The 22,846-nt window shown below is 70.2% G+C and carries 24 protein-coding genes; 11 read left to right on the forward strand and 13 right to left on the reverse strand.

Annotation, left to right across the window (positions count from 1 at the left end):
- Window positions 1-4 precede the first annotated feature (4 nt).
- Window positions 5-1,609 carry a protein kinase gene (locus ACFXJ8_RS39935; protein WP_379650141.1) on the reverse strand — a complete coding sequence of 535 codons (1,605 nt, stop codon included), beginning with the start codon at window positions 1,607-1,609 and terminating at the stop codon, window positions 5-7.
- A gap of 232 nt (window positions 1,610-1,841) precedes the next feature.
- Here ACFXJ8_RS39935 and ACFXJ8_RS39940 point away from each other — a divergent pair, with 232 nt between their 5' ends.
- Entirely contained in the window at window positions 1,842-2,234 is a 393-nt protein-coding gene (locus tag ACFXJ8_RS39940) for a thioesterase family protein (protein WP_379650142.1), read from the forward strand.
- Here the strand turns inward: ACFXJ8_RS39940 and ACFXJ8_RS39945 are convergent.
- The 7 genes from ACFXJ8_RS39945 to ACFXJ8_RS39975 all read right to left on the reverse strand — a co-directional run bounded on the left by ACFXJ8_RS39945 (window position 2,231) and on the right by ACFXJ8_RS39975 (window position 8,561).
- Window positions 2,231-2,440, reverse strand: coding sequence for a biotin/lipoyl-binding carrier protein (locus ACFXJ8_RS39945; protein ID WP_379650144.1), 210 nt, complete (start codon window positions 2,438-2,440; stop codon window positions 2,231-2,233). The genes ACFXJ8_RS39940 and ACFXJ8_RS39945 overlap by 4 nt on opposite strands.
- A 38-nt stretch (window positions 2,441-2,478) precedes the next feature.
- The gene (locus ACFXJ8_RS39950; protein WP_379650146.1) at window positions 2,479-3,834 is read right to left on the reverse strand and encodes an acetyl/propionyl/methylcrotonyl-CoA carboxylase subunit alpha; all 1,356 of its coding nucleotides are present in this window, start codon (window positions 3,832-3,834) and stop codon (window positions 2,479-2,481) included.
- A gap of 124 nt (window positions 3,835-3,958) precedes the next feature.
- Window positions 3,959-5,227: an HD-GYP domain-containing protein gene (locus tag ACFXJ8_RS39955; RefSeq protein ID WP_379650177.1), complete on the reverse strand. Its 1,269-nt coding sequence runs from the start codon at window positions 5,225-5,227 to the stop codon at window positions 3,959-3,961.
- Window positions 5,227-6,579, reverse strand: a complete 1,353-nt coding sequence (locus ACFXJ8_RS39960) for an HD-GYP domain-containing protein (RefSeq protein ID WP_379650147.1) — start codon at window positions 6,577-6,579, stop codon at window positions 5,227-5,229. The genes ACFXJ8_RS39955 and ACFXJ8_RS39960 overlap by 1 nt, the downstream gene beginning before the upstream one ends.
- A gap of 179 nt (window positions 6,580-6,758) precedes the next feature.
- Window positions 6,759-7,682, reverse strand: coding sequence for an NAD-dependent epimerase/dehydratase family protein (locus ACFXJ8_RS39965; RefSeq protein WP_379650149.1), 924 nt, complete (start codon window positions 7,680-7,682; stop codon window positions 6,759-6,761).
- A gap of 10 nt (window positions 7,683-7,692) precedes the next feature.
- Window positions 7,693-7,959: a mycothiol system anti-sigma-R factor gene (gene rsrA, locus ACFXJ8_RS39970; RefSeq protein ID WP_379650151.1), complete on the reverse strand. Its 267-nt coding sequence runs from the start codon at window positions 7,957-7,959 to the stop codon at window positions 7,693-7,695.
- Window positions 7,956-8,561 (reverse strand): sigma-70 family RNA polymerase sigma factor, encoded by a 606-nt coding sequence (locus ACFXJ8_RS39975; RefSeq protein ID WP_379650153.1) that lies wholly within the window; start codon window positions 8,559-8,561, stop codon window positions 7,956-7,958. Before ACFXJ8_RS39975 ends, rsrA begins: the two co-directional genes overlap by 4 nt.
- Window positions 8,562-8,783: 222 nt before the next feature.
- On the opposite strand from ACFXJ8_RS39975, the gene ACFXJ8_RS39980 reads away from it, so the two are divergent.
- Window positions 8,784-9,524 (forward strand): class I SAM-dependent methyltransferase, encoded by a 741-nt coding sequence (locus tag ACFXJ8_RS39980; protein ID WP_379650154.1) that lies wholly within the window; start codon window positions 8,784-8,786, stop codon window positions 9,522-9,524.
- A 2-nt stretch (window positions 9,525-9,526) separates the two neighbouring features.
- Here ACFXJ8_RS39980 and ACFXJ8_RS39985 read toward each other — a convergent pair whose 3' ends face one another.
- Both ACFXJ8_RS39985 and ACFXJ8_RS39990 read right to left on the reverse strand, forming a co-directional pair.
- Window positions 9,527-9,859, reverse strand: a complete 333-nt coding sequence (locus ACFXJ8_RS39985) for a TraR/DksA family transcriptional regulator (protein WP_379650156.1) — start codon at window positions 9,857-9,859, stop codon at window positions 9,527-9,529.
- A gap of 158 nt (window positions 9,860-10,017) precedes the next feature.
- The gene (locus tag ACFXJ8_RS39990) at window positions 10,018-10,764 is read right to left on the reverse strand and encodes an SOS response-associated peptidase (RefSeq protein WP_379650157.1); all 747 of its coding nucleotides are present in this window, start codon (window positions 10,762-10,764) and stop codon (window positions 10,018-10,020) included.
- Window positions 10,765-10,834: 70 nt separating this feature from the next.
- On the opposite strand from ACFXJ8_RS39990, the gene aroA reads away from it, so the two are divergent.
- The gene (aroA, locus tag ACFXJ8_RS39995) at window positions 10,835-12,115 is read left to right on the forward strand and encodes a 3-phosphoshikimate 1-carboxyvinyltransferase (protein ID WP_379650159.1); all 1,281 of its coding nucleotides are present in this window, start codon (window positions 10,835-10,837) and stop codon (window positions 12,113-12,115) included.
- Between the two features lie 28 nt (window positions 12,116-12,143).
- Window positions 12,144-13,169: a ribosome small subunit-dependent GTPase A gene (gene rsgA / locus ACFXJ8_RS40000; protein WP_379650179.1), complete on the forward strand. Its 1,026-nt coding sequence runs from the start codon at window positions 12,144-12,146 to the stop codon at window positions 13,167-13,169.
- Between the two features lie 188 nt (window positions 13,170-13,357).
- On the opposite strand, the gene ACFXJ8_RS40005 is transcribed toward rsgA, so the two are convergent.
- Entirely contained in the window at window positions 13,358-13,801 is a 444-nt protein-coding gene (locus tag ACFXJ8_RS40005) for a DUF4442 domain-containing protein (protein WP_379650161.1), read from the reverse strand.
- A gap of 49 nt (window positions 13,802-13,850) precedes the next feature.
- On the opposite strand from ACFXJ8_RS40005, the gene hisN reads away from it, so the two are divergent.
- On the forward strand, window positions 13,851-14,672 hold the full coding sequence (gene hisN, locus ACFXJ8_RS40010) for a histidinol-phosphatase (RefSeq protein WP_379650181.1): 822 nt from the start codon (window positions 13,851-13,853) through the stop codon (window positions 14,670-14,672).
- A gap of 208 nt (window positions 14,673-14,880) precedes the next feature.
- Here hisN and ACFXJ8_RS40015 read toward each other — a convergent pair whose 3' ends face one another.
- Entirely contained in the window at window positions 14,881-15,345 is a 465-nt protein-coding gene (locus ACFXJ8_RS40015) for a low molecular weight protein-tyrosine-phosphatase (protein ID WP_379650163.1), read from the reverse strand.
- A gap of 121 nt (window positions 15,346-15,466) precedes the next feature.
- Between ACFXJ8_RS40015 and pstS the strand changes: the two genes are divergently transcribed.
- From pstS to ACFXJ8_RS40040, 5 genes are all read left to right on the forward strand, one after another.
- Complete coding sequence (gene pstS, locus ACFXJ8_RS40020) at window positions 15,467-16,579, forward strand: phosphate ABC transporter substrate-binding protein PstS (protein ID WP_379650165.1); 1,113 nt, start codon at window positions 15,467-15,469, stop codon at window positions 16,577-16,579.
- A gap of 3 nt (window positions 16,580-16,582) precedes the next feature.
- The gene (gene pstC / locus ACFXJ8_RS40025) at window positions 16,583-17,563 is read left to right on the forward strand and encodes a phosphate ABC transporter permease subunit PstC (RefSeq protein WP_379650167.1); all 981 of its coding nucleotides are present in this window, start codon (window positions 16,583-16,585) and stop codon (window positions 17,561-17,563) included.
- 67 nt (window positions 17,564-17,630) lie between these two features.
- On the forward strand, window positions 17,631-18,506 hold the full coding sequence (gene pstA, locus ACFXJ8_RS40030; protein WP_379650168.1) for a phosphate ABC transporter permease PstA: 876 nt from the start codon (window positions 17,631-17,633) through the stop codon (window positions 18,504-18,506).
- 15 nt (window positions 18,507-18,521) lie between these two features.
- On the forward strand, window positions 18,522-19,298 hold the full coding sequence (gene pstB / locus ACFXJ8_RS40035) for a phosphate ABC transporter ATP-binding protein PstB (RefSeq protein ID WP_379650170.1): 777 nt from the start codon (window positions 18,522-18,524) through the stop codon (window positions 19,296-19,298).
- Window positions 19,298-20,008 carry a response regulator transcription factor gene (locus tag ACFXJ8_RS40040; RefSeq protein ID WP_379650172.1) on the forward strand — a complete coding sequence of 237 codons (711 nt, stop codon included), beginning with the start codon at window positions 19,298-19,300 and terminating at the stop codon, window positions 20,006-20,008. The genes pstB and ACFXJ8_RS40040 overlap by 1 nt, the downstream gene beginning before the upstream one ends.
- A 15-nt stretch (window positions 20,009-20,023) precedes the next feature.
- Here the strand turns inward: ACFXJ8_RS40040 and ACFXJ8_RS40045 are convergent, their stop codons facing one another.
- On the reverse strand, window positions 20,024-20,899 hold the full coding sequence (locus tag ACFXJ8_RS40045) for a phenylalanine 4-monooxygenase (protein ID WP_379650174.1): 876 nt from the start codon (window positions 20,897-20,899) through the stop codon (window positions 20,024-20,026).
- 125 nt (window positions 20,900-21,024) lie between these two features.
- On the opposite strand from ACFXJ8_RS40045, the gene ACFXJ8_RS40050 reads away from it, so the two are divergent.
- The gene (locus tag ACFXJ8_RS40050; RefSeq protein ID WP_379650176.1) at window positions 21,025-21,498 is read left to right on the forward strand and encodes an Lrp/AsnC family transcriptional regulator; all 474 of its coding nucleotides are present in this window, start codon (window positions 21,025-21,027) and stop codon (window positions 21,496-21,498) included.
- Window positions 21,499-22,846 lie beyond the last annotated feature (1,348 nt).

Consider the following 22,846-nt stretch of genomic DNA (forward strand, 5'->3'; position numbering starts at 1 on the left):
GCGGCTACGACTTGGGCTTGGCGGTGCCCGTCGGGGTGTGCGTGGTGCTGGGGGTAGGGGTCGGTGACGGCGACGGGCTGGGCGACTTGCCGGGCGGGCACTGGTCGCTCACCGTCGACACCGTCACCGACCTGCCCTTGGCCAGAGGCATGCCCGGCTTCGGGGTCTGCGAGGCGACCTTCTGGCAGCTGTCGGGTTCCATCACCATGACTGCCTTGACGCGGATCTTGTAGCCCGACTTCGCCAGCTCGGCCTTCGCCTCGTCCACCAGCAGGTCCAGGACACTCGGCACGACCTGCTTCGTCTGATGGGACGTCGTGGGCGTGGGCGTCTGGCTGGGCTTGTCGACCTCGGCCTCCTTCGTCGTCGGCGGCGTCGAAGGCGGCCTGGTGGTCCTCTCCTGCGTCGGCTCTGGCTCCTCGGTGGGCTCGGTCGGCTTCGGCTTGGGCGGCTTGGCCGTCTTGCCCGGGGTGGTCTTGGTGTCGTCGGCGACCGGCGAGGTGGCGACGTCCGTCGGCCCCTTCGGGCCGTCCATGCCGGTGAGCGCGACGGCGCCGGCGCCGATGCCCAGCACCGCCACCGTGGCGATGCCCGCCACCAGCACGCCCCTGCCGCCGCCCGACTTGGCGGCCCTGCGGGCCCCCCGGCGCGAGCCCTGGGTGGCCACCGTGGACTGGTCGGGCGACTGGATCGCTCCCGTGGCGGGCGACGGCGTGGCCGCCACGGCTCCCGCCATGACCGGCAGATCGGTGAGCGAGGGCGGCGAACCCGCAGAGTGGGGCGACTGCGCGGCCTGCCTGGCCGCCGCCGCCATGGCCGCGGCGCTGGCGTGGCGTCGCGCGGGGTCCTTGGAAAGGGCCCGCTCCACCACCGCCCGCACCGCGGGCGGGATCTCGGCGGGCAGCGGCGGCGGCGCCTCCCTGATGTGCTTGAGCGCGATCGTGACGGGGCTGTCACCGTCGAAGGGGCGCACGCCCACCAGGCACTCGTAGGCCACCACGCCGAGCGCGTAGATGTCGACGGCGGGCGTGACCGGCGCGCCCTCGGCCTGCTCGGGCGCGCAGTAGGCAGCGGTGCCGAGCACCATGCCCGCGTCGGTGAGCCGGTTGGCCACGTCCTGGCGGGCGATGCCGAAGTCGGTGAGGACCAGCGTGCCGTCGCGCTGCACCAACAGGTTGCCCGGCTTGACGTCGCGGTGCACGATGCCCTGGTCGTGTACGGCCTGCAGCGCCGAGGCCGCCTGGGCGATGAGCTCCATGGCGGGTTCGGGTGCGATGCGCCCCAGGCGCTGCAGTAAGCGGTCGAGCGGCTCGCCGTCGACGAACTTCATCACCAGGTAGACGGTCGCCCCCGCGCCCGCCACCTGGTGAACCCCGTAGTCGTAGACGTCGACCACCCCGGGATGGTTGACCGTCGCCATCGCCCTCGCCTCGCCCTGGAAGCGAGCGACGAAACCCGGGTCGTCCGTGCGGCCCGGAAGCAGCACCTTGACGGCGACGGTGCGGGCGAGGACGATGTCCTCGCCACGCCACACCTCGCCCATGCCGCCGGCGCCGATGCGGGTGTCGAGGCGATATCGCCCCGCCAGCGTCGTCCCTTGGGCCACCATGTCTCCCCCGTTACCCCCTGTCGTCTGGAACCTCTCCCACCCCAGGGTTCTCCAACAAAGCGGATTTGTATCGCGGCGAGGTAACGCAGAGGTCACGGAATTCTGAGAAGTGTACGGCTTGCGCCATTCCGTCACCACACAATTGGCGCAAGCCGTACAAACCCTATCTTGATGCCTCGGACTGATTCCTGTCTGTCCGGTACCCGAGACGTGATCTCAGTAGGCTGGCCGTATGACGCTCGCCCCAGGTCTCCGCTCGTCGCTGCTCATCATGGTCGAGAGGGAGGACCTCGCCACCAAGATCGGTAGCGGTGACGTGCCCGTGCTGGCGACGCCCCGGCTGCTCGCGCTGGCGGAGATGGCGACCGTACAGGCCGTCAGAGACCACCTCGGGGCGGGCGAGACCTCCGTCGGCACCAAGGTGGAGCTCGACCACCTGGCCGCCAGCCCCGTCGGCGCGCACGTCGAGATCAGCGCCGAGCTGACCGCGGTGGACGGCCGGCGCCTGGTGTTCGGCTTCACCGCCCGCGATCGCACCACGCTGGTGGGCAAGGGCACGATCGAGCGGGTGGTCGTCGACAGGGAGAAGTTCCTCGGGCGGCTCGCCCCCACGGACACCGTCTAGCTGATGACGGCGATCAGGTCGCCTTCCTGCACCACGTCGCCCTCGGCCACCTTCAGCGCGACCACACCGTCGTCCTCGGCCAGCACCGGGATCTCCATCTTCATGGATTCGAGGATCACGAGCGTGTCGCCCTCCTCGACGGTGTCACCCTCGGCGACGACGACCTTCCACACGTTCGCCACCATTTCGGCGTGTACCTCAGCCACGGAAACTCCCCTCTTTCACTACTTCAACTGTGTCACGGTCACTTGGCGCGCATGCGGCCGACCAGGCCTGTGTCGTAGTCGCCGCTGACGAACTCGGCGTGGTCGAGCAGCTCGGCGCAGAACGGCAGGTTGTTCTTCGGCCCTTCGACCTTGAACGCCGCCACCGCCTGCCTGCCCTTCTCCATCGCCTCGGCCCGGGTCGCGCCGTACACGCAGAGCTTGGCCATCAGCGGGTCGTAGAACGGGGTGACCGTGGTGCCGGCAGCGTAGCCGGAGTCGACGCGGATGCCGGGGCCCGACGGCTCCTCCCACACGGTGATGGCGCCGGGGCCGGGGAAGAAGCGCTTGGGGTCCTCCGCGTAGACGCGGAACTCGATCGCGTGGCCGTTGACGTCGGGCGTGACCGAGGGGCTCTCGCCCGCGGCGACCCTGAGCTGCAGCTCGACCAGGTCGAGGCCGGTGACGAGCTCGGTGACCGGGTGCTCCACCTGGAGCCTGGTGTTCATCTCCAGGAACACGAAGTCCTGCTCGTCGGCGTCGACGAGGCACTCGACGGTGCCCGCGCCCAGGTAGGAGACCGCCTCGCCGGCCCTGACCGCGGCCTTCAGCATGCGCTCGCGCAGCTCGGGGGTGATGCCGGGCGAGGGCGACTCCTCCACGACCTTCTGGTGGCGGCGCTGCACGGAGCAGTCGCGCTCGCCGAGCGCCACCACGGTGCCGTCGGGCAGGCCGAGGATCTGCACCTCGACGTGGCGGGCGCGGGCGATGTAGCGCTCGAGGAGGATCGCGGGGCCCTCGTCGCCCGAGGAGAAGCGCGCGGCGGCCCTGGAGGCCTGCTCGAACGCCTTGGCCAGGCCGTCGGCGTCGTCGGCGACGCTCATGCCGATGCCGCCGCCGCCGCCCGCGGTCTTCACCATGACCGGGTAGCCGATCCGCTCGGCCTGCACCAGCGCCTGGTCGAGGTCCGTGACCGGCTCGCGGGTGCCGGTCGCAACCGGAACGCCCGCCTCCTCCATGAGGTTGCGGGCGTTGATCTTGTCACCCATCCGCTCGATGGCCTCGGGAGCGGGACCGATCCAGATCAGCCCCGCCTCGACCACGGCCCTGGCGAACGCGGCGTTCTCGGCGAGGAACCCGTAACCGGGGTGGATGGCCTGCGCGCCGGTCGCCCGCGCGGCCTCCAGCACCTTGTCGATGTCGAGGTAGCTCTGCGCGGGGTTGGCGGGGCCCAGCAGCACGGCCTCGTCGGCCTCGTGAACGAAGGGCAGGTCCGCGTCGGCCTCCGAGTGGACCGCGACGGCGCGCAGACCCAGCCGCTGGACGGTGCGGATGATCCGCCTCGCGATCTCACCGCGGTTGGCGATCAGGACGGTTCCGAGCGTCTCATTAAGCACGACGCCCACCTTACGGCCGGCGCCAGCTCGATCCCTTTCCCCCGAAACCACCGATCCGGCGAGCGCGTCTTGTAGGAAGCCCACAAAAGTGAGCCGGACGAAACGCGCTAGGTGCGCGTCGGGCTTAGAGCCGGTGCACAGGCGCGAGGCGGTCGACCACGCGGGCCATCGCCTCGATCACGGCGGGGTCGTACTCGCCGCCCATGCCGAGCCTGAGCCGCTCCAGCGCCGCTCCCGCGCGGTCGCGGTCGGTCGAGCCGCCGACCAGGTCGTCGTAGGCGTTGGCGGCCTTGATGATGCGGCTGGACAGCGGCGGATCCTCGGCCATCGAGTCGCACTGCCGCCTGACCAGGTCGGCCACCCGGTCGAGCACGCCGGTCTGCCTGATCACCTCGGCGCCCAGCTCGGCGATGCGCCTGGCCTGCTCGGGATCGGTGAGCACGGTCGCCCCGCCGGGGATGGGGTCGCGCAGGGACAGCTGCCCGATGTCGTGCATCAGCGCCGCGTACTCCAGCTCCAGCAGCTCGGGCTCGGCCATGCCCAGCTCTCTGCCGATCGCCACCGACAGCCTGCTCACCCTGCGCGAGTGGCCAGGCTCGACGTAGCCGCCGACCTCGGTCACCCTCGACAGCGCCCGCACGGTCTGCAGGTAGGTGGCCCTGATGCCCGCGTACTTGCGGAAGGCCACCTGGGTGACCAGCAGGGGCGCGGCGAACACCAGCAGTGCCACCAGGTCCATGCTGTGGCAGGCCAGGGCGAGCAGCACCCCTGAGGCGGCCACGGCGGCGCCCAGCGGGAAGGCCATCCTGAGCTCGTCTCTGATGGCGACCTTGAACGCGGTGCGCACCTGCTCGGCCCTGAGCATGGCCGCGATCAGCACGTCGGCCAGCAGGGTGAGCGCGATCAGCACCACCATCACGATGAGCGCCGGCCACCAGGTCTCGGTCGGCTCCTGGGTGAGGGTGTAGAGGGTGCCGGCCAGCGGCCTGAAGGCGAAGGCGAGCAGCGCGCCGGTGAGCAGGCGCCTGGCCATCGCGTCGAGCCTGGGCGGTCGGCCCACCGCCAGATGCGGCAGCGCCCCGGCGATCATCCCGACCGCGATGACCGCGACCACCTGCAGGGCGGTGTGGTCGAGCGGGACGTTGCTGAGGTCGAGCAGCAGCGTGTAGCCGAGGGCGGCGGCCGCGCCGATGGGCGCCACCTCCCTGTTGCCCGGCATCGTCAGCCTGGCCAGCTCGCCGATGGCGATCAGCGCGCCGAACCCGACGGCGATGTCGGGCCGCACCAGACCGACGGCGGCGGTGTGCGCCACCCCCGCGACGGCCACCAGCCCCGCGGCGGCGATCAGCAGCAACTGCCCGGAGTCGAGCCCCTGGAAGACCCGATTCGCCATCACGGCCCGCCCACCACTTCGATCGGCATGGTCGGGTCGTCGTGGTCCTTGGTGGTCGTCTCCCTCACGTCGGACGGCGGCGGCGACACCGTGCGCGGCGGCTGCCACGGCTCGCGCTCCAGCGCCCGCACGAACGCCGCCACCATCTCGGGGTCGAACTGCGTGCCCGCGCCCTTGCGCAGCTCGGCCACCGCCACCTCGACCGGCCGCGCCCCCCGGTAGGACCGGTCGGACGTCATCGAGTCGAACGCGTCGGCCACCGCGATGATCCTCGCGAACTCGGGGATCTCGGCGCCCGCGAGCCCCATCGGATAGCCACGGCCGTCGTGCCGCTCATGGTGGTGCATGATCCCCGCGAACGCCTCGTCGAGGAAGTCGATCCCGCGCACGATCTCCAGCCCCCGCATCGGGTGCAGCTGGATCGCCGCGAACTCCTCCTCGGTCAGCGGCCCGTCCTTCTGCAGCACCTTCGTCGGCACGCCCAGCTTGCCCACGTCGTGGAGCATGCCCGCGTAGCGGATGGCGCGCAGCCGCTCCACCCCCATCCCGATCTCCTGCGCGATCATCGTGGAGGCCAGCGACACGCGCGTGCAGTGGCCGCGGGTGTAGTAGTCCTTGGTCTCGACGGCCTGGCACAGCGCCGCGATCGTCGCGTCGTAGGAGCGCTGCTGGGCGTGGTACTGCCCGAAGGCCCAGCGGGCGACGAAGAGCGGCAGCAGCACCAGCACGGCCGAGATCGACGCCACCGTGGCCCACAGGCCCGCCACGAGCAGCCCGAAGGTGGCGTAGCCGAAGTAGGACAGCAGGAACTGGGTCATGCCGCTGACCGGCAGCTCCTCGGCCCGCACCTGGGTCGCCAGCCACACCATGGTCAGCGTCAGCACGATGTTGAGCGGGACGAACAAAGCGGCGGCCACCGCGTAGGGCCCGATCAACGCCTCGAAGGCGTTGACCGTGGGGACCTTCGCCACGCCGCCGAAGAACAGGTAGGCCTGCCCGGACACGTAGCCGCAGATCGCGAACTGCGCCCCGTTGAACAGCCGCTTCACCAGCGGCAGGCCGGGCCGTACGCTCAGCACGGCGGTCAGCCCCACCAGCGCCGCACCCTCCGGCCCGACCAGCACCACCGCGGCCAGCGCGGCGGAGAAGCTGACCGACACCGCGAACTGTTCGACGTTGAGCAGCGTCGGCATCGACTCGCACACCAGGAAGAGCAACGCGAGCACGAGCAGCGTGCCGGGCTCGCCCGACCGGAAGAGGTGTCCGGCGAGCAGGCTGTGCCCGACCAGGGCGGCCGCCGCCCCGATGACGACGACCAGGTAGACCTTCGCAGGCCATGGCAGTCCACGCATTGCGGCCCCCCAGGGCGATCAGGTCCAGGAGACACCCGGAGGTGCGGCGTCACCGCCACAGACCAGGGAAATCGCCGGGGCGACCAGAGCTCTCAACGTGCGCATGTGGCCCACGCTACAGAAGTCGCCCAGGGTCAGTAAGCCGACTCGTGAATCGCAAGCAAAGCGTAATCAAGCAACTACCTGCGGCGACCCAGCGCCCACTCCACCGTCGCCTTCAGCCCCGTCGACAGCTCGGTGCGCGGCTGCCAGCCCAGCCCCTCGAAGGCGGGCAGCGGATCGACGGCCATCGCGGGCAGGTCGCCGAGGCGGGCGGGGGCGAAACCCGGCCGGTCGGGCGCGCCCGCGGCGGCGGCGACGAGCGTGTGGAGGTGGCGGTCGGTGGTCTGGAGGCCGGTGCCGAGGTTGAAGCGCCTGCCGCCGCCCGTCGTGCCGCAGGCCCTGACGAAGCCGTCGACGACGTCCTCGACGTAGACGTAGTCGCGGGTCTGGTCGCCGTCGCCGTACAGCAGGGTCGGCGTGCCGGACAGCAGCGCGTCGGTGAAGATGGCCACGACGCCCGCCTCGCCGTCGGGCGACTGGCGCGGGCCGTAGACGTTGGACAGCACCAGCGTGGTGTAGTCGATGCCGTGCAGCGCTCTGAAGGCGGCCAGGTAGGTCTCGGCGCTGAGCTTGCTGGCCGCGTACGGCGAGCGCGGATCGGTGGCCGCGTCGCGGGAAACGGGGATGACGTGCGGCCTGCCGTACACCGCGACGGAGGAGGCGAAGACCACCTTGCGCGTGCCGCCGCGGTGGGCGGCGGTGAGCACGCGGGCGGTGCCCTCGACGTTGACGCGGGCGTCGTGCACGGGGTCGGCAACGCTGGCCCGCACGCTGATCTGGGCGGCCAGATGGCAGATGACCTCAGGCCGCCACGCGGCGGCCAGGTCGGCCAGCGCGGGGTCGAGGATGTCGAGGACGTGCAGGTGCGCGCCCTCGTTGACGTTGGCCTCGTGCCCCGACGACAGGTCGTCGACGACCGCGACCTCGTGCCCTTCCTTCAGGAGGGCGTCGACGAGGTTGGATCCGATGAACCCGGCGCCGCCGGTGACCATGACGCGCATGCGCGCCATGCTAGTCGGCCAGCTCCGCGCGCACCCGGGCGATGCGGTCGAGAACCTTCGAGCGCAGGTCGTCGGGGACGGGGTCGCAGCCGCAGTGTTTGGCGACCAGCGCCTTGACCGCCTTGTCGAGGTCGTACTCCTGCAGGCAGGGGCTGCACTCGTCGAGGTGGACCGTTATGTCGAAGGTCTCGCCCTCGGCCAGCTCGCCGTCGAGGTAGGCGTAGACCTTGTCGAGCACCTCGCGACAGTCTTTGTCGTGCGGTTCGCCACAGCTCATCGGGATCCCTCCGCCGGGACCAGGCCGCGCTCGCGGGCGTAGTCTTCGAGATGCGTCCGCAGCTGCCTGCGGCCGCGGTGGAGTCGCGACATCACCGTGCCGATGGGGGTGCCCATGATGTCGGCGATCTCCTTGTACGGGAAGCCCTCCACGTCGGCCAGGTAGACCGCGATCCTGAACTCCTCGGGAAGCGCGGCGAGCGCCTCCTTGATGTCGCCGTCGGGCAGGTGCTCCAGCGCCTCCACCTCGGCCGACTTCAGCCCGCTCGAAGTGTGGGACTCGGCGCGCGCCAGCTGCCAGTCCTCGATCTCCTCGGTGCCCGACTGCTTCGGCTCCCGCTGCTTCTTGCGGTAGCTGTTGATGAAGGTGTTGGTCAGGATCCGGTAGAGCCAGGCCTTGAGGTTGGTGCCTTCCTGGAACTGGTGGAAGGACGCGAACGCCTTGGCGAAGGTCTCCTGGAGCAGGTCCTCCGCATCGGCCGGGTTGCGGGTCATCCGAAGCGCGGCGGAGTAGAGCTGGTCGAGGTATGGCATGACATCGCGCTCGAACCGCTCGCTGCGCTTCTCCAGAGTCTCCGTGCCTGTCGCGGGCACCGGACCCACCCCCCTAAGATCGCCGGTGGCCTGCTGTGGCGGAACACCGTACTTCAGGGAGGATACCCGCTCGTCAACGACCGGCAGGCCACCGGGGACGGGTTCGAGCAATGTGAGCATGTTCGTCTGCAACACGCCCGCGCGCGCGTCTGTTCCCACAAGATGAGAGGTGACGAACGACCCGGTACGGGGAAAAACTAACGTACCTTTTCCGGAACACAGGAGACGCGTGTGCTGCCCATTCCGGCCGAGGAACTGAACGGCTCAGGCACGCTCGGGCCGTACTGGACGTTCTATCGTGCAGTCGTCGCCGAGCAGCTGAATCGCTGGCTTCCCGGTCGTCCCTCCACCATTCTCGACCTGTCCGGCGGCCGGGGTCGCTGGTCGGCCCATGCCGCGAAGGCGGGCCACAAGGTGATCGAGGTCGTCGACTTCCGCCGTGCGCTGGAGGGGCAGCAACAGCTGCGCGATGCCGACCGGGTGCGCCAGGTCCGCGCCGACGACCTGGGGTTCCTGCCAGACGGCAGCGTCGACGCGGTCGTGGCCGAGGAGCGGGCGCTGTCCATCGAGCTGATGGCCGAGTCGGCGATCGAGGACGTGGTCCGCGTGCTGCGCCCCGGCGGGCGCGCGCTGGTGTGCGTCGACTCCCTGGTGCTCGGCATGGCGATACTGGCCGAGCAGAACTACTGGGCCCACCTGCGCCAGACCGGCGAGGTCATGCTGGTGCCGTGGCCCGACGGCAGCATCACCCGCTGCTTCAGCAGCGGCCAGTTGCGCGAGCTGCTCACCGGCGCGGGCCTCGAGGTCGAGTGGGTACGGCCGCGCACCGTGCTGTCGCCCTCCACCGTCGACCACGTGCTGGCCACCGACACCAGGGCGCTGGCCTGGCTGGTGCGCACGGAGCTCGACGCCCATCCCGACGACGACGACACGGTGGGCATCCACCTGGTGGCCAGCGCGCTCAAGAAGTGAGCTCAGCGCCTTCGCTCCTGCTTGGCCTGGCACTGGACGCATCTGGCGGCCTCGGGGCGGGCCTCCAGCCGTCCTTCGGGCACCGGCCTGCCGCAGTCGACGCAGTCGCCGTACGTACCCTCGTCGAGCCGGGTGAGCGCGGCCACGATCACGCCCCGATGCGCGGTCGCGACGGTCAGCATGGCCTGGGCCCGGTCGGTGTCGGTCAGGTCGGAGCCCGCGTCGGCCGCCGAGCGGTCCGCCACGGCCACCGGGTCTCCACGCAGCACGCCGATCGACCTGTCGAGCTCGGCGAGCATGCTCTCCAGTCGCTGACGAACGGTCGTGTCGTCCACGGTCCGCACCTCCGGGTAGGCGGGGGCAGCCGAAAGCGGAACTCCCCGGAGGTCCCGCCCGGTGCGTTCGGGGGGGTGAATGTGCGGTGACTCCGAGTGAACGGATGCATCGCTTTCCTGACCGGATGCCCACTTAGCGTGCTTCTTACACCGCCCGCCTAGAAAAGTGCGCTTTCTTCCTCCGGTTGTTGCGGCTCGATCAGGTGCGGGCCGTTGTTGCGGACGCTGTTGACGTCGGTGGAGACGGGGTAAGCGACCAGCCGTCCCGAGTCGGCGGGAACCAGCAGCCTGGAGGCCTGCTCGGTGTCGGTGAGCTTCGGGTCGAGCCACTCGGCCCAGCGCTCCCGCTCGATCATCATCGGCATCCTGTCGTGGATGTGCCCGAGGGCGTCCTCGGCTTGCGTGGTGATCACCGTGCAGGTCACCAGCCACTTCAGCGGGTCGTCGTCGGCTCTGGTCGGGTCTTTCCAGAACTCGTACAGCCCGGCCATCGCGAGCACGCCGTCGTCCTCGGGGTGGATGTAGAAGGGCTGCTTCTTCTTCTTTTCGCCCTCTACTGGCATCCACTCGAAATAGCCATCGGCCGGCAGTAGGCACCTGCGCGAGGCGAACGCCCGCTTGAAGGCCGGCTTCTCGGCGACCGTCTCCAGCCTCGCGTTGATCATGCGGGAGCCGATGGACGGGTCCTTCGCCCACACCGGCACCAGCCCCCACCGCAGGACGCGCAGCTGCCTGACCGCCCGTTGGGCGTCCTGCGGCACCCTGCTCAGCACCGCGTAGACCTGCTTGGTCGGCGCCACGTTGTAGTCGGGCGCCAGCTCCTGGTCAGGCGAGGCGTCCTGCTCGACCTGGAACTCCTCCAGGAGCTCATGCTTCTTGCGCGCTGAGGCGTATCTGCCGCACATGACTCCACCCTGCCACGTGCCGGTGATCATGTGCTACGGCCGACCCGCGAGCGCCCGATAGGCTTGTCGCATGCCCGCTCCGCTCTGGCCAGCTCCGACGGCGTCCGCTCCGGTCTCCGCCACCGTCCCTCTGCCCGGCTCCAAGTCCGTGACCAACAGGGCGCTGCTGCTCGCCGCGCTCGCCGACGGCCCCGGCACCGTACGGCAGGCGCTGCGCAGCCGCGACGCCGACCTCATGGCCGCCGCCATGCGCGCGCTCGGCACCGGGTTGACTCCGTCCAACGAGAGCGCCTCAGGCGTCGACTGGCAGGTCACGCCGGGTCAGGTGCGCGGCGGCGCCCGCATTGACGTGGGCCTGGCCGGCACCGTGATGCGCTTCGTGCCGCCCATGGCGGCGTTGGCCGACGGCGAGGTCTTCTTCGACGGCGACCCCCACGCCCGCAAGCGTCCGATGGGCCAGATCCTCGGCGCCCTGCGCGCGCTCGGCGCCGAGGTCGACAACGACGCGCTGCCGTTCACGATCAGGGGGCCGATCACCGGCGGCGAGGTCACGATCGATGCCTCGGCCTCCTCGCAGCTCATCTCCGGTCTGCTGCTGACGGCCCCCAGGTTCGAGAAGGGCGTCACGATCCGCCACGAGGGCGCGCCGGTGCCGTCGATGCCGCACATCGAGATGACCGTCCAGATGCTGCGCGCCGCGGGGGTGCGGGTCGACGACGGCGAGCCCGACGTGTGGTGCGTCGAGCCCGGCCCGATCGCGGCCATGGACCTGGTCGTCGAGCCCGACCTGTCCAACGCCGCGCCGTTCCTGGCGGCCGCGCTCATCACCGGCGGCACGGTGACCATCCCCGGCTGGCCGTCCGCCACGACCCAGCCTGGCGACGAGCTGCGCCCGCTGCTGAGCGCGATGGGCGCTGCCGTGTCCACGACCGGCGAAGGGCTCACGGTCACCGGCTCGGGCGAGATCGCGGGCATCGACGCCGACCTCCACGAGGTGGGCGAGCTCACCCCGACGATCGCCGCCCTGGCCGCCCTGGCCACCTCGCCCAGCACGCTGAGGGGCATCGCCCACCTGCGGGGGCACGAGACCGACCGGCTCGCCGCCCTCGTCACCGAGATCAACAGGCTGGGCGGCGACGCGGAGGAGACGGCCGACGGCCTGATCGTCCGCCCGGTGAAGCTCCACGGCGGCGTCTTCCACAGCTACGCCGACCACCGCATGGCCACCGCGGGCGCCGTCATCGGGCTCGCGGTCCCCGGCGTCGAGGTGGAGGACATCGCGACGACGGGTAAGACTCTTCCCGAGTTCGCCCGGATGTGGGCGGAGATGCTGGGGAGTGGGCAGTCGTGACCGGCTTCTCGCGGCAAGGAGCGGACCGCTGAGAAGGCGGGAGTACGACGAGGACGACGTCAGGGTCAGGCCGGGCAAGGGCTCGCGGCCGCGGACCAGGATCCGTCCTGCCCACGAGGACGCCGTCGAAGGCTTCGTGGTCGCGGTCGACAGGGGCCGCTACACCTGCCTGGTCGAGACCGAGGGCCGCAGGAAGAAGGACCGCCGGCGCCGCACGGTCACCGCGATGAAGGCCCGCGAGCTGGGCCGCAAGGGCATCGTCGTCGGCGACAGGGTGGCGCTCGTCGGCGACGTCTCCGGCGACGCCGACACCCTGGCCAGGGTGGTCAGGGTCGAGCCGCGCACGTCGATGCTGCGGCGCAGCGCCGACGACACCGACGACACCGACGGCATCGAGCGCCCGATCGTCGCCAACGCCGAGCAGCTGGTCATCGTCACGGCCCTGGCCGACCCGCCGCCGCGGCCCAGGATGATCGACCGGATCCTGGTCGCCGCCTTCGACGCCGAGATCGAGCCGCTGCTGTGCCTGACCAAGTCCGACCTGGCGCCGCCGGCCGAGCTGGTCGCGCAGTACGAGCCGCTCGGCGTGCCCTACGTCGTCGTCCAGAAGGGCGGCGACCTCGACGCGCTGCGCGACCGGCTGACCGGCCACATCAGCGTGCTCGTCGGCCATTCGGGCGTCGGCAAGTCCACGCTGGTCAACGCGCTGGTCCCCGATGCCAACCGGGCCGTCTCCCACGTCAACGCGATCACCGGGCGCGGGCGCCACACCTCCAGCTCGGCGGTCGCGCTGGAGCTGCCCGAGGGCGGCTGGATCATCGACACGCCCGGCGTGCGCAGTTTCGGGCTGGCCCACGTGTCGGTCGAGACCGTCCTGGCCGGTTTCCCCGATCTGGTGGAGGGCACGGTCGAGTGCCCCAAGGGCTGCACCCATCTGGCCGACGGCTGCGCGCTCGACGCGTGGGTGGCCGCCGGGCACGCCGACCCCGCCAGGCTCGAGTCGCTGCGGCGGTTGCTGGCCAGCCGCGAGGGCGCGCCCGACACCGACGACTGAGCCTGTACGGCCGGCCGTGTCCGTTACGGCGGCGTCCGTTACGACGGCGCGGTCGCGCGCTCGGTGAGCGTATCCCTGGACGGGCGCCGGCCGGTGACCACCTTGGCGCCCTCCCGTGCCTGCCGTACAGACGGGAGAGCGGGCGGGGCCGCGCTCAGCGGTTGGGGCTGCGTCGGGTGGGGCCGCGATCAGCGGTTGGGGCGCAGGGTCCAGGTGACGGTCAGCTCCGCGACCGGAGTGCCCTCGGCGTTGCGGATCTCCACCTCCACGTCGAACTCGGGCCGCTCGCCCGCGTCGAGCCGTGCGACGACCTCCTGGCGGGAGGCCAGCAGCCGCGCCTCGGCCACCACCTCCCCCACCGCCACCTTCCGGTACCGGATCGTGGCGGTCGTCGGCAGCGGCACCGCGCGCGAGAGCTGGTCGCCGAACGCCGACAGCGTCGCCGCGCCCGAGGCCGTCTCGGCGAGCGTGAACAGCGTCCCCGCGTGCGGGCCGCCGACGTGGTTGTGCAGTTCGGGGCGGTCGAGCAGGCGGCAGATCGCCGTCCCGTCCTCCACCTTGTCGAAGGAGATGCCGAGGAAGCGGGTGAACGGCACCGTCTGCAGCATGAACTCGCCGAGGTCGAATGACATGCCGCCATGCTACTGGTGAGTAACTCTCAATTGGGATATGACCGCTCTCATGGCAGCGGCCTCCGACGCGATAGCGTGGCTTCTCGTGACGGGTTACAGCGACGATCTGCGTCTCGCGCATGTCATGGCGGACGCCGCCGACGACCTGACCATGCGCCGGTTCAAGGCGGTCGACCTCAAGGTCGAGACCAAGCCCGACCTCACCCCGGTCAGCGACGCCGACAGGGCGGTCGAGGAGGCGATCAGGGGCACGCTGCGCAGGGCCAGGCCCCGTGACGCGATCGTGGGCGAGGAGTTCGGCAAGACTGGCTACGGCGCGCGCTCGTGGATCATCGACCCGATCGACGGCACCAAGAACTACGTGCGCGGAGTTCCCGTCTGGGCGACGCTGATCGCGCTCATGGACCACGCCGAGGTCGTGGTCGGCCTGGTGTCCGCGCCCGCGCTCGGCCGCCGCTGGTGGGCGGCGCGCGACGGCGGCGCGTGGAGCGGCAAGAGCCTGACCAAGGCCTCACGCATGCGGGTCTCGTCGGTGAGCAAGCTGGAGGACGCCTCCTTCTCCTACTCCGACATCGAGGAATGGGAGAAGGCCGGACGGCTGGAGCCGTTCCTCGACCTGGGCCGCGGATGCTGGCGGACCCGAGCCTACGGCGACTTCTGGTCCCACATGATGGTCGCCGAGGGGTCGGCCGACCTGTCGGCCGAGCCCGACCTGTCCCCCTGGGACATCGCCGCGCTGACGGTGATCGTCGAGGAGGCCGGCGGCCGGTGGACGGGGCTCGACGGCGGCAAGGGCCTGGAGTCCGGCGGGCTGGTCTGCACCAACGGCGTGCTCCACGACGAGGTCCTCAGCCGCCTGGCCGCCCGCTAGCTCTAGAGCGCCAGGTCGCTTTCGCGGTGGCCGCCGTGCGCCGCCGGGTCGATGAGCACGGCGCGGCCGGCTCGTTCGGCATCGGCAGCTCGGCGATGAACCCCGGCCACGGAGCGCCGAAGGCGTCCGCCCCCAGCAGGTGGGTCCGGGCGAGCTCGTGTCGAGCGTCCCCCTGCGCAGCCGCCAGGCGTGCGAGGAGCCGAGATCCTCAGTCCAGACGATCGGCAAGGTAGGTCGCCAGCCCCTCGGCAGCCGCTTTCACCTGCCCGAGCACGATCTCGAAGCCGTCGTGCCCGCCATAGTAGGGGTCGGGCACCTCGGCCCCGTCGGGCGCGTCAGGGTCGAACGAGCGGAACAGGCGGACGTCGGTGCCCTCGGGTACGACGCGGCGCAACGCCCTGAGGTTCTCCCTGTCCATGGCCAGGACCAGGTCATAGCGGTCGAAGTCGAACTGCCTGGCGCGGTGCGGCGACCCGTCGTACCCGTGCTGGGCCAGCACCTCGGCGGCGCGCTCGTCCATGGGGCCGCCGACGTGCCAGCCGCCGGTCCCCGCGCTGTCCAGCACCACCTTTCCGCCCAGCCCGTGCTGGTCGAGCGTGCGTCTGACCACCACCTCCGCCATCGGCGAGCGGCAGATATTGCCCATACACACCAGAGACACGCGATACGTCATGCATCCCATCATGATGCTGACCTGGCTCGTTCACCGAACGTTCACCCCGATTCGGGGGTCGAGTCACCTTGGCTGCCTAACGTCTGAGTCGACTAAGGACCAAGTGGGAGGAAACCCAACCGTGAAGTATGCAGGCCGGCTCGCCGCCGTCGCCGTCGTCGGCGCGCTCTCGCTCGCTGCGTGCGGCACCGACAACAACACTGGTGCCCCCGCCGGCACCGCGTCCGCGTCCGCCGCCGCCCAGGGCAACGACAACGCCCTCAGCGGCACGATCAACGCGGCTGGGTCCTCGGCTCAGGCCAACGCGATCGACCAGTGGAAGAAGGACTTCCAGGCGAAGAACCCGAACGTCAACCTGAACTACCAGCCCAGCGGTTCCGGCGCCGGTGTCCAGGCGTTCATCCAGGGCACGATCTCCTTCGCCGGCTCCGACTCGGCGCTGAAGGACGACAAGGGCGAGCCCGCCCAGGCCGACGCGCGCTGCAAGACCGGCAAGGCCATCAACCTGCCGATGGTCACCGGCCCGGTCGCCGTGGTCTACAACCTCCCCGGCGTCGACGGCCTGCAGCTGTCGCCCAAGACGATCGCCGGCATCTTCAACAGCACGATCACCAAGTGGGACGACGCGGCCATCAAGGCCGACAACCCCGACGCGAAGCTGCCGTCCACGCCGATCCAGGCCTTCCACCGCTCGGACGAGTCCGGCACCAGCGACAACTTCACCAAGTTCCTCAAGGCCACGGCCGAGTGGCCGTACGAGCCCGCCAAGGCGTGGCCGGCCGAGGCCAAGGGCCAGGGCGCCAAGGGCTCCGACCAGGTCGCCGCCTCGGTGAAGGGCGCCGAGGGCGCCATCGGCTACGTGGAGCTCTCCTACGCCGACAACTCCCAGCTGCAGAAGGCCAAGGTCGCCAACGGCTCGGGCGAGTTCGTCGAGCTGACCGCCGACAGCGCGGGCAAGACCGTCGAGGCCGCCGAGATCAAGGGCACTGGCAACGACCTCAAGCTGAGCATCGACTACGCCACCAAGGCCGCCGGCGCCTACCCGATCGTCCTGGTGACCTACGAGATCACCTGCGAGAAGGGCCTGCCCGCCGACCAGGTTCCGCTGGTCAAGTCCTTCCTCGGCTACACCGCGAGCGACGAGGGCCAGGCCTCCCTGAAGGACCTGGGCTACGCCCCGCTCCCCGCGGCGCTGCTCACCAAGGTTCGCGCGGCCGTCGAGGCGATCTCCTAACCCATGTCCACCGACGTTCGCACCCGAGGAGGCGGGCCGGCCACGCGCCGGGCCGCCTCCCGGCGCACCCATGGTGAGGGACCCTTCCGCTACGCCTCCACCGGTGCCGGCATCGTCCTGCTCGGGATCATGGCGGCCATCGCCGTCTTCCTGATCAGCGAGGCGATTCCCGCGTTGCAGGCGAACAAGGGCAACTTCTTCACCGATCTCATCTGGGAGCCCAACAGCAGCCAGGTCTTCGGCATCGCCGCCCTGGCGTTCGGGACCGTGCTCAGCTCGGCCCTCGCCCTGGTCATCGCGACCCCGATCGCGGTGGGCGTCGCGCTGTTCATCTCCCACTACGCGCCCCGCCGCCTGGCGGGGCCCCTCGGCTACCTCGTCGACCTGCTCGCCGCGGTGCCCAGCGTCATTTACGGCCTGTGGGGCCTGGTCTTCCTCGTCCCCCTCCTCAAGACGCCGTCCGAGTGGCTCAACGAGCACCTCGGCTGGTTCCCGCTGTTCGCCGGGGAAGGCGTCATCGGCGGCAAGACCATGCTGGCGGGCGGCATCATCCTGGCCATCATGATCCTGCCGATCATCGCGGCGATCTCCCGCGAGGTCTTCCTGCAGGCGCCGAAGATGCACGAGGAGGCGGCGCTGGCGCTCGGCGCGACCCGCTGGGAGATGATCAGGATGGCGGTGCTGCCGTTCGGCCGCCCCGGCGTCATCAGCGCCGCGATGCTCGGGCTCGGCAGGGCCATGGGCGAGACCATCGCGGTCGCGCTCATCTTCCCCGCCACCTTCGACATCAGCTTCCAGATCCTCACCCCGCACGCCAACAGCATCGCGGCCAACATCGCCAACGGCTTCGGTGAGGCGACCCCCATCGGCCGAGGCGCGCTCATCGCCTCCGGCCTGGTGCTGTTCGTCATCACGCTGCTGGTCAACATGGGCGCCCGCATGGTGATCGCCCGGCGCAAGGAATACTCGGGGGCCGCGGCATGAGCGAGCATCGCGAGCGACTCATCAGACACAGCCACGTCGTGGTCATGCGGCCGACGAAGGAGGTCGTATGACCACGATCCAGCATGTCTCGACCGGGCGGCGGGTCAAGGACCGGATCGTCCAGTTCCTGGTCTACCTGGCCTTCGCGCTGGCCGTGGTGCCGCTCGTCTCCGTCCTGTGGCTGGTCGTCAAGAACGGCCTGGCCCGCTTCGACCTGGAGTTCCTGACCCACTCGATGCGCGGCATCGGCGCCCGCGACGCGGGCGGCGGCGCCTACCACGCCATCATCGGCACCCTCGAACAGGTCCTGCTGGCCTCGGCGATCGCGGTGCCCATCGGCGTGCTCACCGCCATCTACCTGGTGGAGTACGGCAACGGCGGGCGGCTCAGCCGTATGATCAGCTTCTTCGTGGACGTCATGACCGGCGTCCCCTCGATCGTTTCCGGCCTGTTCATCTTCGCCTTCTGGATCCTCTTCCTCGGCATCCCGTTCTCCGGATTCGCCGGCGCGCTCGCGCTGTCGATCCTGATGATGCCGACCGTGGTCCGCTCGGCCGAGGAAATGCTCAAGCTGGTCCCCAACGACCTGCGCGAAGCCTCCTACGCCCTGGGCGTGCCCAAGTGGCGGACGATCCTGAAGGTCGTACTGCCCACCGCGTTCACCGGCATCGTCACCGGCGTCATGCTGGCCATCGCCCGCGTCGCCGGTGAGACCGCGCCGCTGCTGCTGACCGTGTTCTTCACCGACTCCATCAACAACGATCCGTTCAACGGGCCGCAGATGGGGCTCCCCCTCTACGTGTTCGACCAGGCGGCGCGCCCCAACGACACCGCCATCGACCGCGCGTGGGCCGGTGCCCTCACGCTCATCCTGATCGTCATGCTGCTGAACCTGGTCGCGCGCCTCATCGCCTGGTGGCGCTCGCCTGCCAGGGCCCGATAGGAGGTATCCGCCCCCATGTCCAAGCAGATCCAGGTCTCGGGCCTCGACGCGTACTACGGATCGCACAAGGCCATCGAGGACGTCTCGATGACCATCGAGCCGCGTTCGGTCACCGCGTTCATCGGCCCGTCCGGCTGCGGAAAGTCCACGTTCCTGCGCACCCTCAACCGCATGCACGAGGTCATCCCCGGCGCGCGCGTCGAGGGCAAGGTGCTGCTCGACGGTGAAGACCTCTACAGCGCCGACATCGAGCCCGTCTCGGTCCGCCGCTCGATCGGCATGGTCTTCCAGCGGCCCAACCCGTTCCCCACGATGTCGATCTACGAGAACGTGGCCGCCGGCCTCAAGCTCAACGGCCGCATGTCCAGGTCGGAGACCGACGGCATCGTCGAGGAGTCGCTCAAGGGCGCCAACCTCTGGAACGAGGTCAAGGACCGCCTCAACAAGCCGGGCGCCGGCCTGTCCGGAGGTCAGCAGCAGCGTCTCTGCATCGCCCGGGCGATCGCCGTCAAGCCCCAGGTGCTGCTCATGGACGAGCCGTGCTCGGCGCTCGACCCGATCTCCACGCTGGCGATCGAGGACCTCATGACCAAGCTGAAGGACGAGTACACGATCGTCATCGTCACCCACAACATGCAGCAGGCCGCCCGGGTGAGCGACCGCACGGCGTTCTTCAACCTCGCCGCCCAGGGTCAGCCCGGCAAGGTGGTCGAAATGGACGACACCTCCCGCATGTTCACCAACCCCTCCCAGAAGGCCACCGAGGACTACATCACGGGGCGTTTCGGCTGATGGTCGTCGCGGCGAACGGGGACGCCCCGACAGTACCCACCCTGCTGGTGGCCGACCCCGACGAGGAGGTCATCCACGAGCTGGCGGCGGGGCTGGAGCGGGAGGGCGTCGTGGTCACCGGCGTGACCGACGGCGCCCAGGCGCTGCTGCAGGCGGGCGCGCTCCAGCCCGACGTCGTGCTGGTCGGCGCCACGCTGCCGACCATCGGCGCGGTGGAGTTCGTGCGTGCCGTACGGCTCTCGCGGTCGGTGCCCGTTCTGCTCGGCGTCGGAGAGGGGCACGCCGAGCAGGCCGTCCAGGCGCTGGCCGCGGGCGCCTCGGCGTGCGTGGCCAGGCCGTACCGGGTGCTGGAGCTGCTGCCGTTCATCCAGGCCGCCTCCCACGGCGGCGCCGAGACCCGCAAGGTGCTGACGGTGGGCGGTGTCGAGCTCGACGTCAACGCTTACCAGGTGCGGGTCGACGGCAGGGCCGTGCATCTGCCGCTGCGCGAGTTCGAGCTGCTGCACTACCTGATGCGCAACGCCGACCGGACGGTCACCCGCGAGCAGATCATGAAGCACGTGTGGAACTCCGCCGACGGGACCTCGACCAACACCATCGCCGTCCACGTCAAACGGCTGCGCGCGCGGCTCGGTGACGACGACGACCAGCTGATCCAGACCGTGCGCGGCGTGGGCTACCGGCTGATCACGCCGTCACAGGTGTGCTGAGCGCTTTCCCTGCGGCTAGGTCAGGCTGGCGATGGTGTCGTCGTCGCAGGTCTCCCAGAAGGCGCCCACGACGTCCTCCAGGTGCTGCATGGACTCCGCCCTGAACAGCACGTCCTGATATTTCGTGATGTCGTACTGCGTGCGGCCCATCTCGCGCAGGTCGAGCGGCCTGATGTCCATGCCCCTGAACTCTTCGACCTCGCCGTACGACGACAGGATCCCCGCCCCGTACGCGCGCAGCTCATCGCTTTCGGCCATGACGCCGAACTCCATGGTGAACCAGAAGACCTTCGAGACGAACTCCAGCGCCTCCTCGCTCTCCACCCGCCGCGCGGCGGCTCCCGCCAGCCGGTACAGCGCCGCGAACCGGTCGTTGGCCAGCGCGTTCGCGTGACCGATCACCTCGTGGATCACGTCGGGCTCTGGCGTGTAGAACGGCACGGAGTGGTGGCGGATGTACTGCGTCGAGTGGAAGTAGCCGTCGGCCAGCACGCCGTAGAAGTCCCTGAGCGGCACCAGACCGGCCGCGGGCAGGTACCTGAACCCGGTCAGCGGCTCCAGCAGCTCGCTGACCTCCTCCAACTGCGGGATCCGCTCGTCGGGCAGGCCCAGCCTGGCCGCGCCGTCGAGGTACTCCGCCGTGGCGTACTTCCTGTGCTTGATCGCCAGCTCGCCCGCGACCAGCGCCCAGATCTCGTGCTCCTGCTCGGTGTACTCCGCCGCGGGGATGGGCTCGCCCAGCCGGTGGTTGACGGCCAGGGCCGCGATCGCGTTACGCCTGGCCCGGTACACCTGGTCGGCAAACCCAGGGTGTGACGCCGCCAACTCGACCACCACGGAGCCGTCGCCCTGCTCGGCGACCGGCGCGAAGTACTGTGCTTCCTCGAACATGCCTGAATGACAGCAATTGAGGCTTTCGTTGGCAAGAGTGACCAGTCTGGCTGGTCGAATCGCGCACTATCGCCCTGCCATACTGGGATCAAACTACGCGAATCGCACAGATCGTCTGGAGGGTCATGGACGAGCTCGACGCCCGGCTCCTCGTGACCATGCGCGCCCATCCGCGCGTCGGCCTGACCGAACTGGCCCGCCTGCTCGGCGTGGCCAGAGGCACCGTCCAGGCCCGCGTCGAGAAGCTGACCGCGCGCGGGGTCATCCTCGACTTCGGCCCGACCGTCTCCGCGGCGGGCGCCGGCTACCCGATCCTCGCGTTCGTCTCCCTCCAGATCGCCCAGGGCCGGCTCACCGAGGCCGTCCAGGCCCTGGGCGAGGTGCCCCAGATCCTCGAGGTGTACGGCACCAGCGGCCAGCACGACCTGCTCTGCCGCGTCGTCGCGCGCAGCACCGACCACCTGCAGGAAGTCATCGCGCGCATCCTCGCCTCACCGGCCGTCCAGCGCACCGACACGACGATCGCGCTCTCCACGCAGATCCCGTACCGCATCGAGCCGCTGCTCACGCAGCGCGAATCGCCTCCTCCCACGACCTGAGCCCGCCGCCATCTCACGGGTCACCTGTACGGCGCTGCCGCTCCCTTGACCGGCCTCCGCCACCACGGTCACGGTGCCTGTGCCCGGCTGTTCGGTATGACGCGGCGTACGCCTGCTCGGTGTGACGCGGGGGCACGCCACCAGGTCGCTCCGGATACCCGGTCTCGTGGCGAAGGGCCTCCCCCGTCGTGTCCTCCCCCGTCGTGTCCTCCCCCGTCGTGTCCTCCCCCGTCGTGTCCTCCCCCGTCGTGTCCTCCCCCGTCGGCCTCCACCTGGAGCACACCGTGCCAGCCTCGGTATCGCCATCGACCTCCTGCGGGAGGGTCTGGCCTCGGGCGAGAAGCGGTGCCGTAACCTCTCGACCCGCCGCTCCTCGCCGCGTGGCGTGACCAGCTCGACGGCATCTTCGGGAGGCAGCGCCTCAGAGAGCCGTCTGGGGAGCCGATACTGCGGCCCCTCACCACTCTCCACCAGTTTGCGGCGTCGGCCGATGTGAGGGTGAGCCTGTAGCCGGGTTGCTGCTCGACCCGGTGTTGGCGGAGCGGCGGACGTGAGAGTGATGACACCGCAGCGGCTCACCGGGACCCAGGACCCAGGATCCGGAATCCGGCATCCGGCATCCGGCATCCGGGCGCCTGGAACCGAGATCGGGGCCCCAGAATCGAGGATCCGGGATCCCCAGCCGGAGCTCCGAGCTCCGAGATCCGAGATCCGAGGTCCTGAGATCCGAGGTCCGGAGATCCGGCGGCGGAGATCCGGGCCCGGGACCGAGATCCCGGGGCTTTGGGGCGGAGATCCGGGGGCGCAGCCGGATCCCGGGGGTAGGGGGGCCGAGACGCGCGCCACGGTGGTTGGGGGGCCGAGACGCGGGCCACGGGAGTTTGGAGCGGAGATCCGGGATCCAGAATCCGGCATCCGGCCACGGAGGCCGATCGGGGTTCCGGAAGCCAGATCCGGGATCCCCGGCCGGAGATGCGGGGTCCGGAGATGCGGGGTCCGGACATGCGGGGTCCGGACATCCGGCGGCGGGAATCCGGGATTGGGGGCCGAGACCCGGAGTCGAGATCCCGAGGTTCGGGGCCGGGGTCCGCGCACCCGGGGCAATAGCCTGACCATCGAGCCTGACCATCGGCGGGTCCGGTACCGCACCGTGCTCGACATCCGAGCCGTGCTCGGGGTTTGATCGTCTGGGCCCCAGCGATGCGGATACGGCGACTACGGCCACGCCCGCAATAACGCTTTCCCCGGAAACGCAGAAAGGCCCTGTCCAGGTTTCCCCGGACAGGGCCTAACGTTAAAGAATTGCGCGGCGGCGACCTACTCTCCCACACCCTCCCGAGTGCAGTAC

This window comes from Nonomuraea sp. NPDC059194 (assembly GCF_042754765.1).
Classification (GTDB): domain Bacteria; phylum Actinomycetota; class Actinomycetes; order Streptosporangiales; family Streptosporangiaceae; genus Nonomuraea.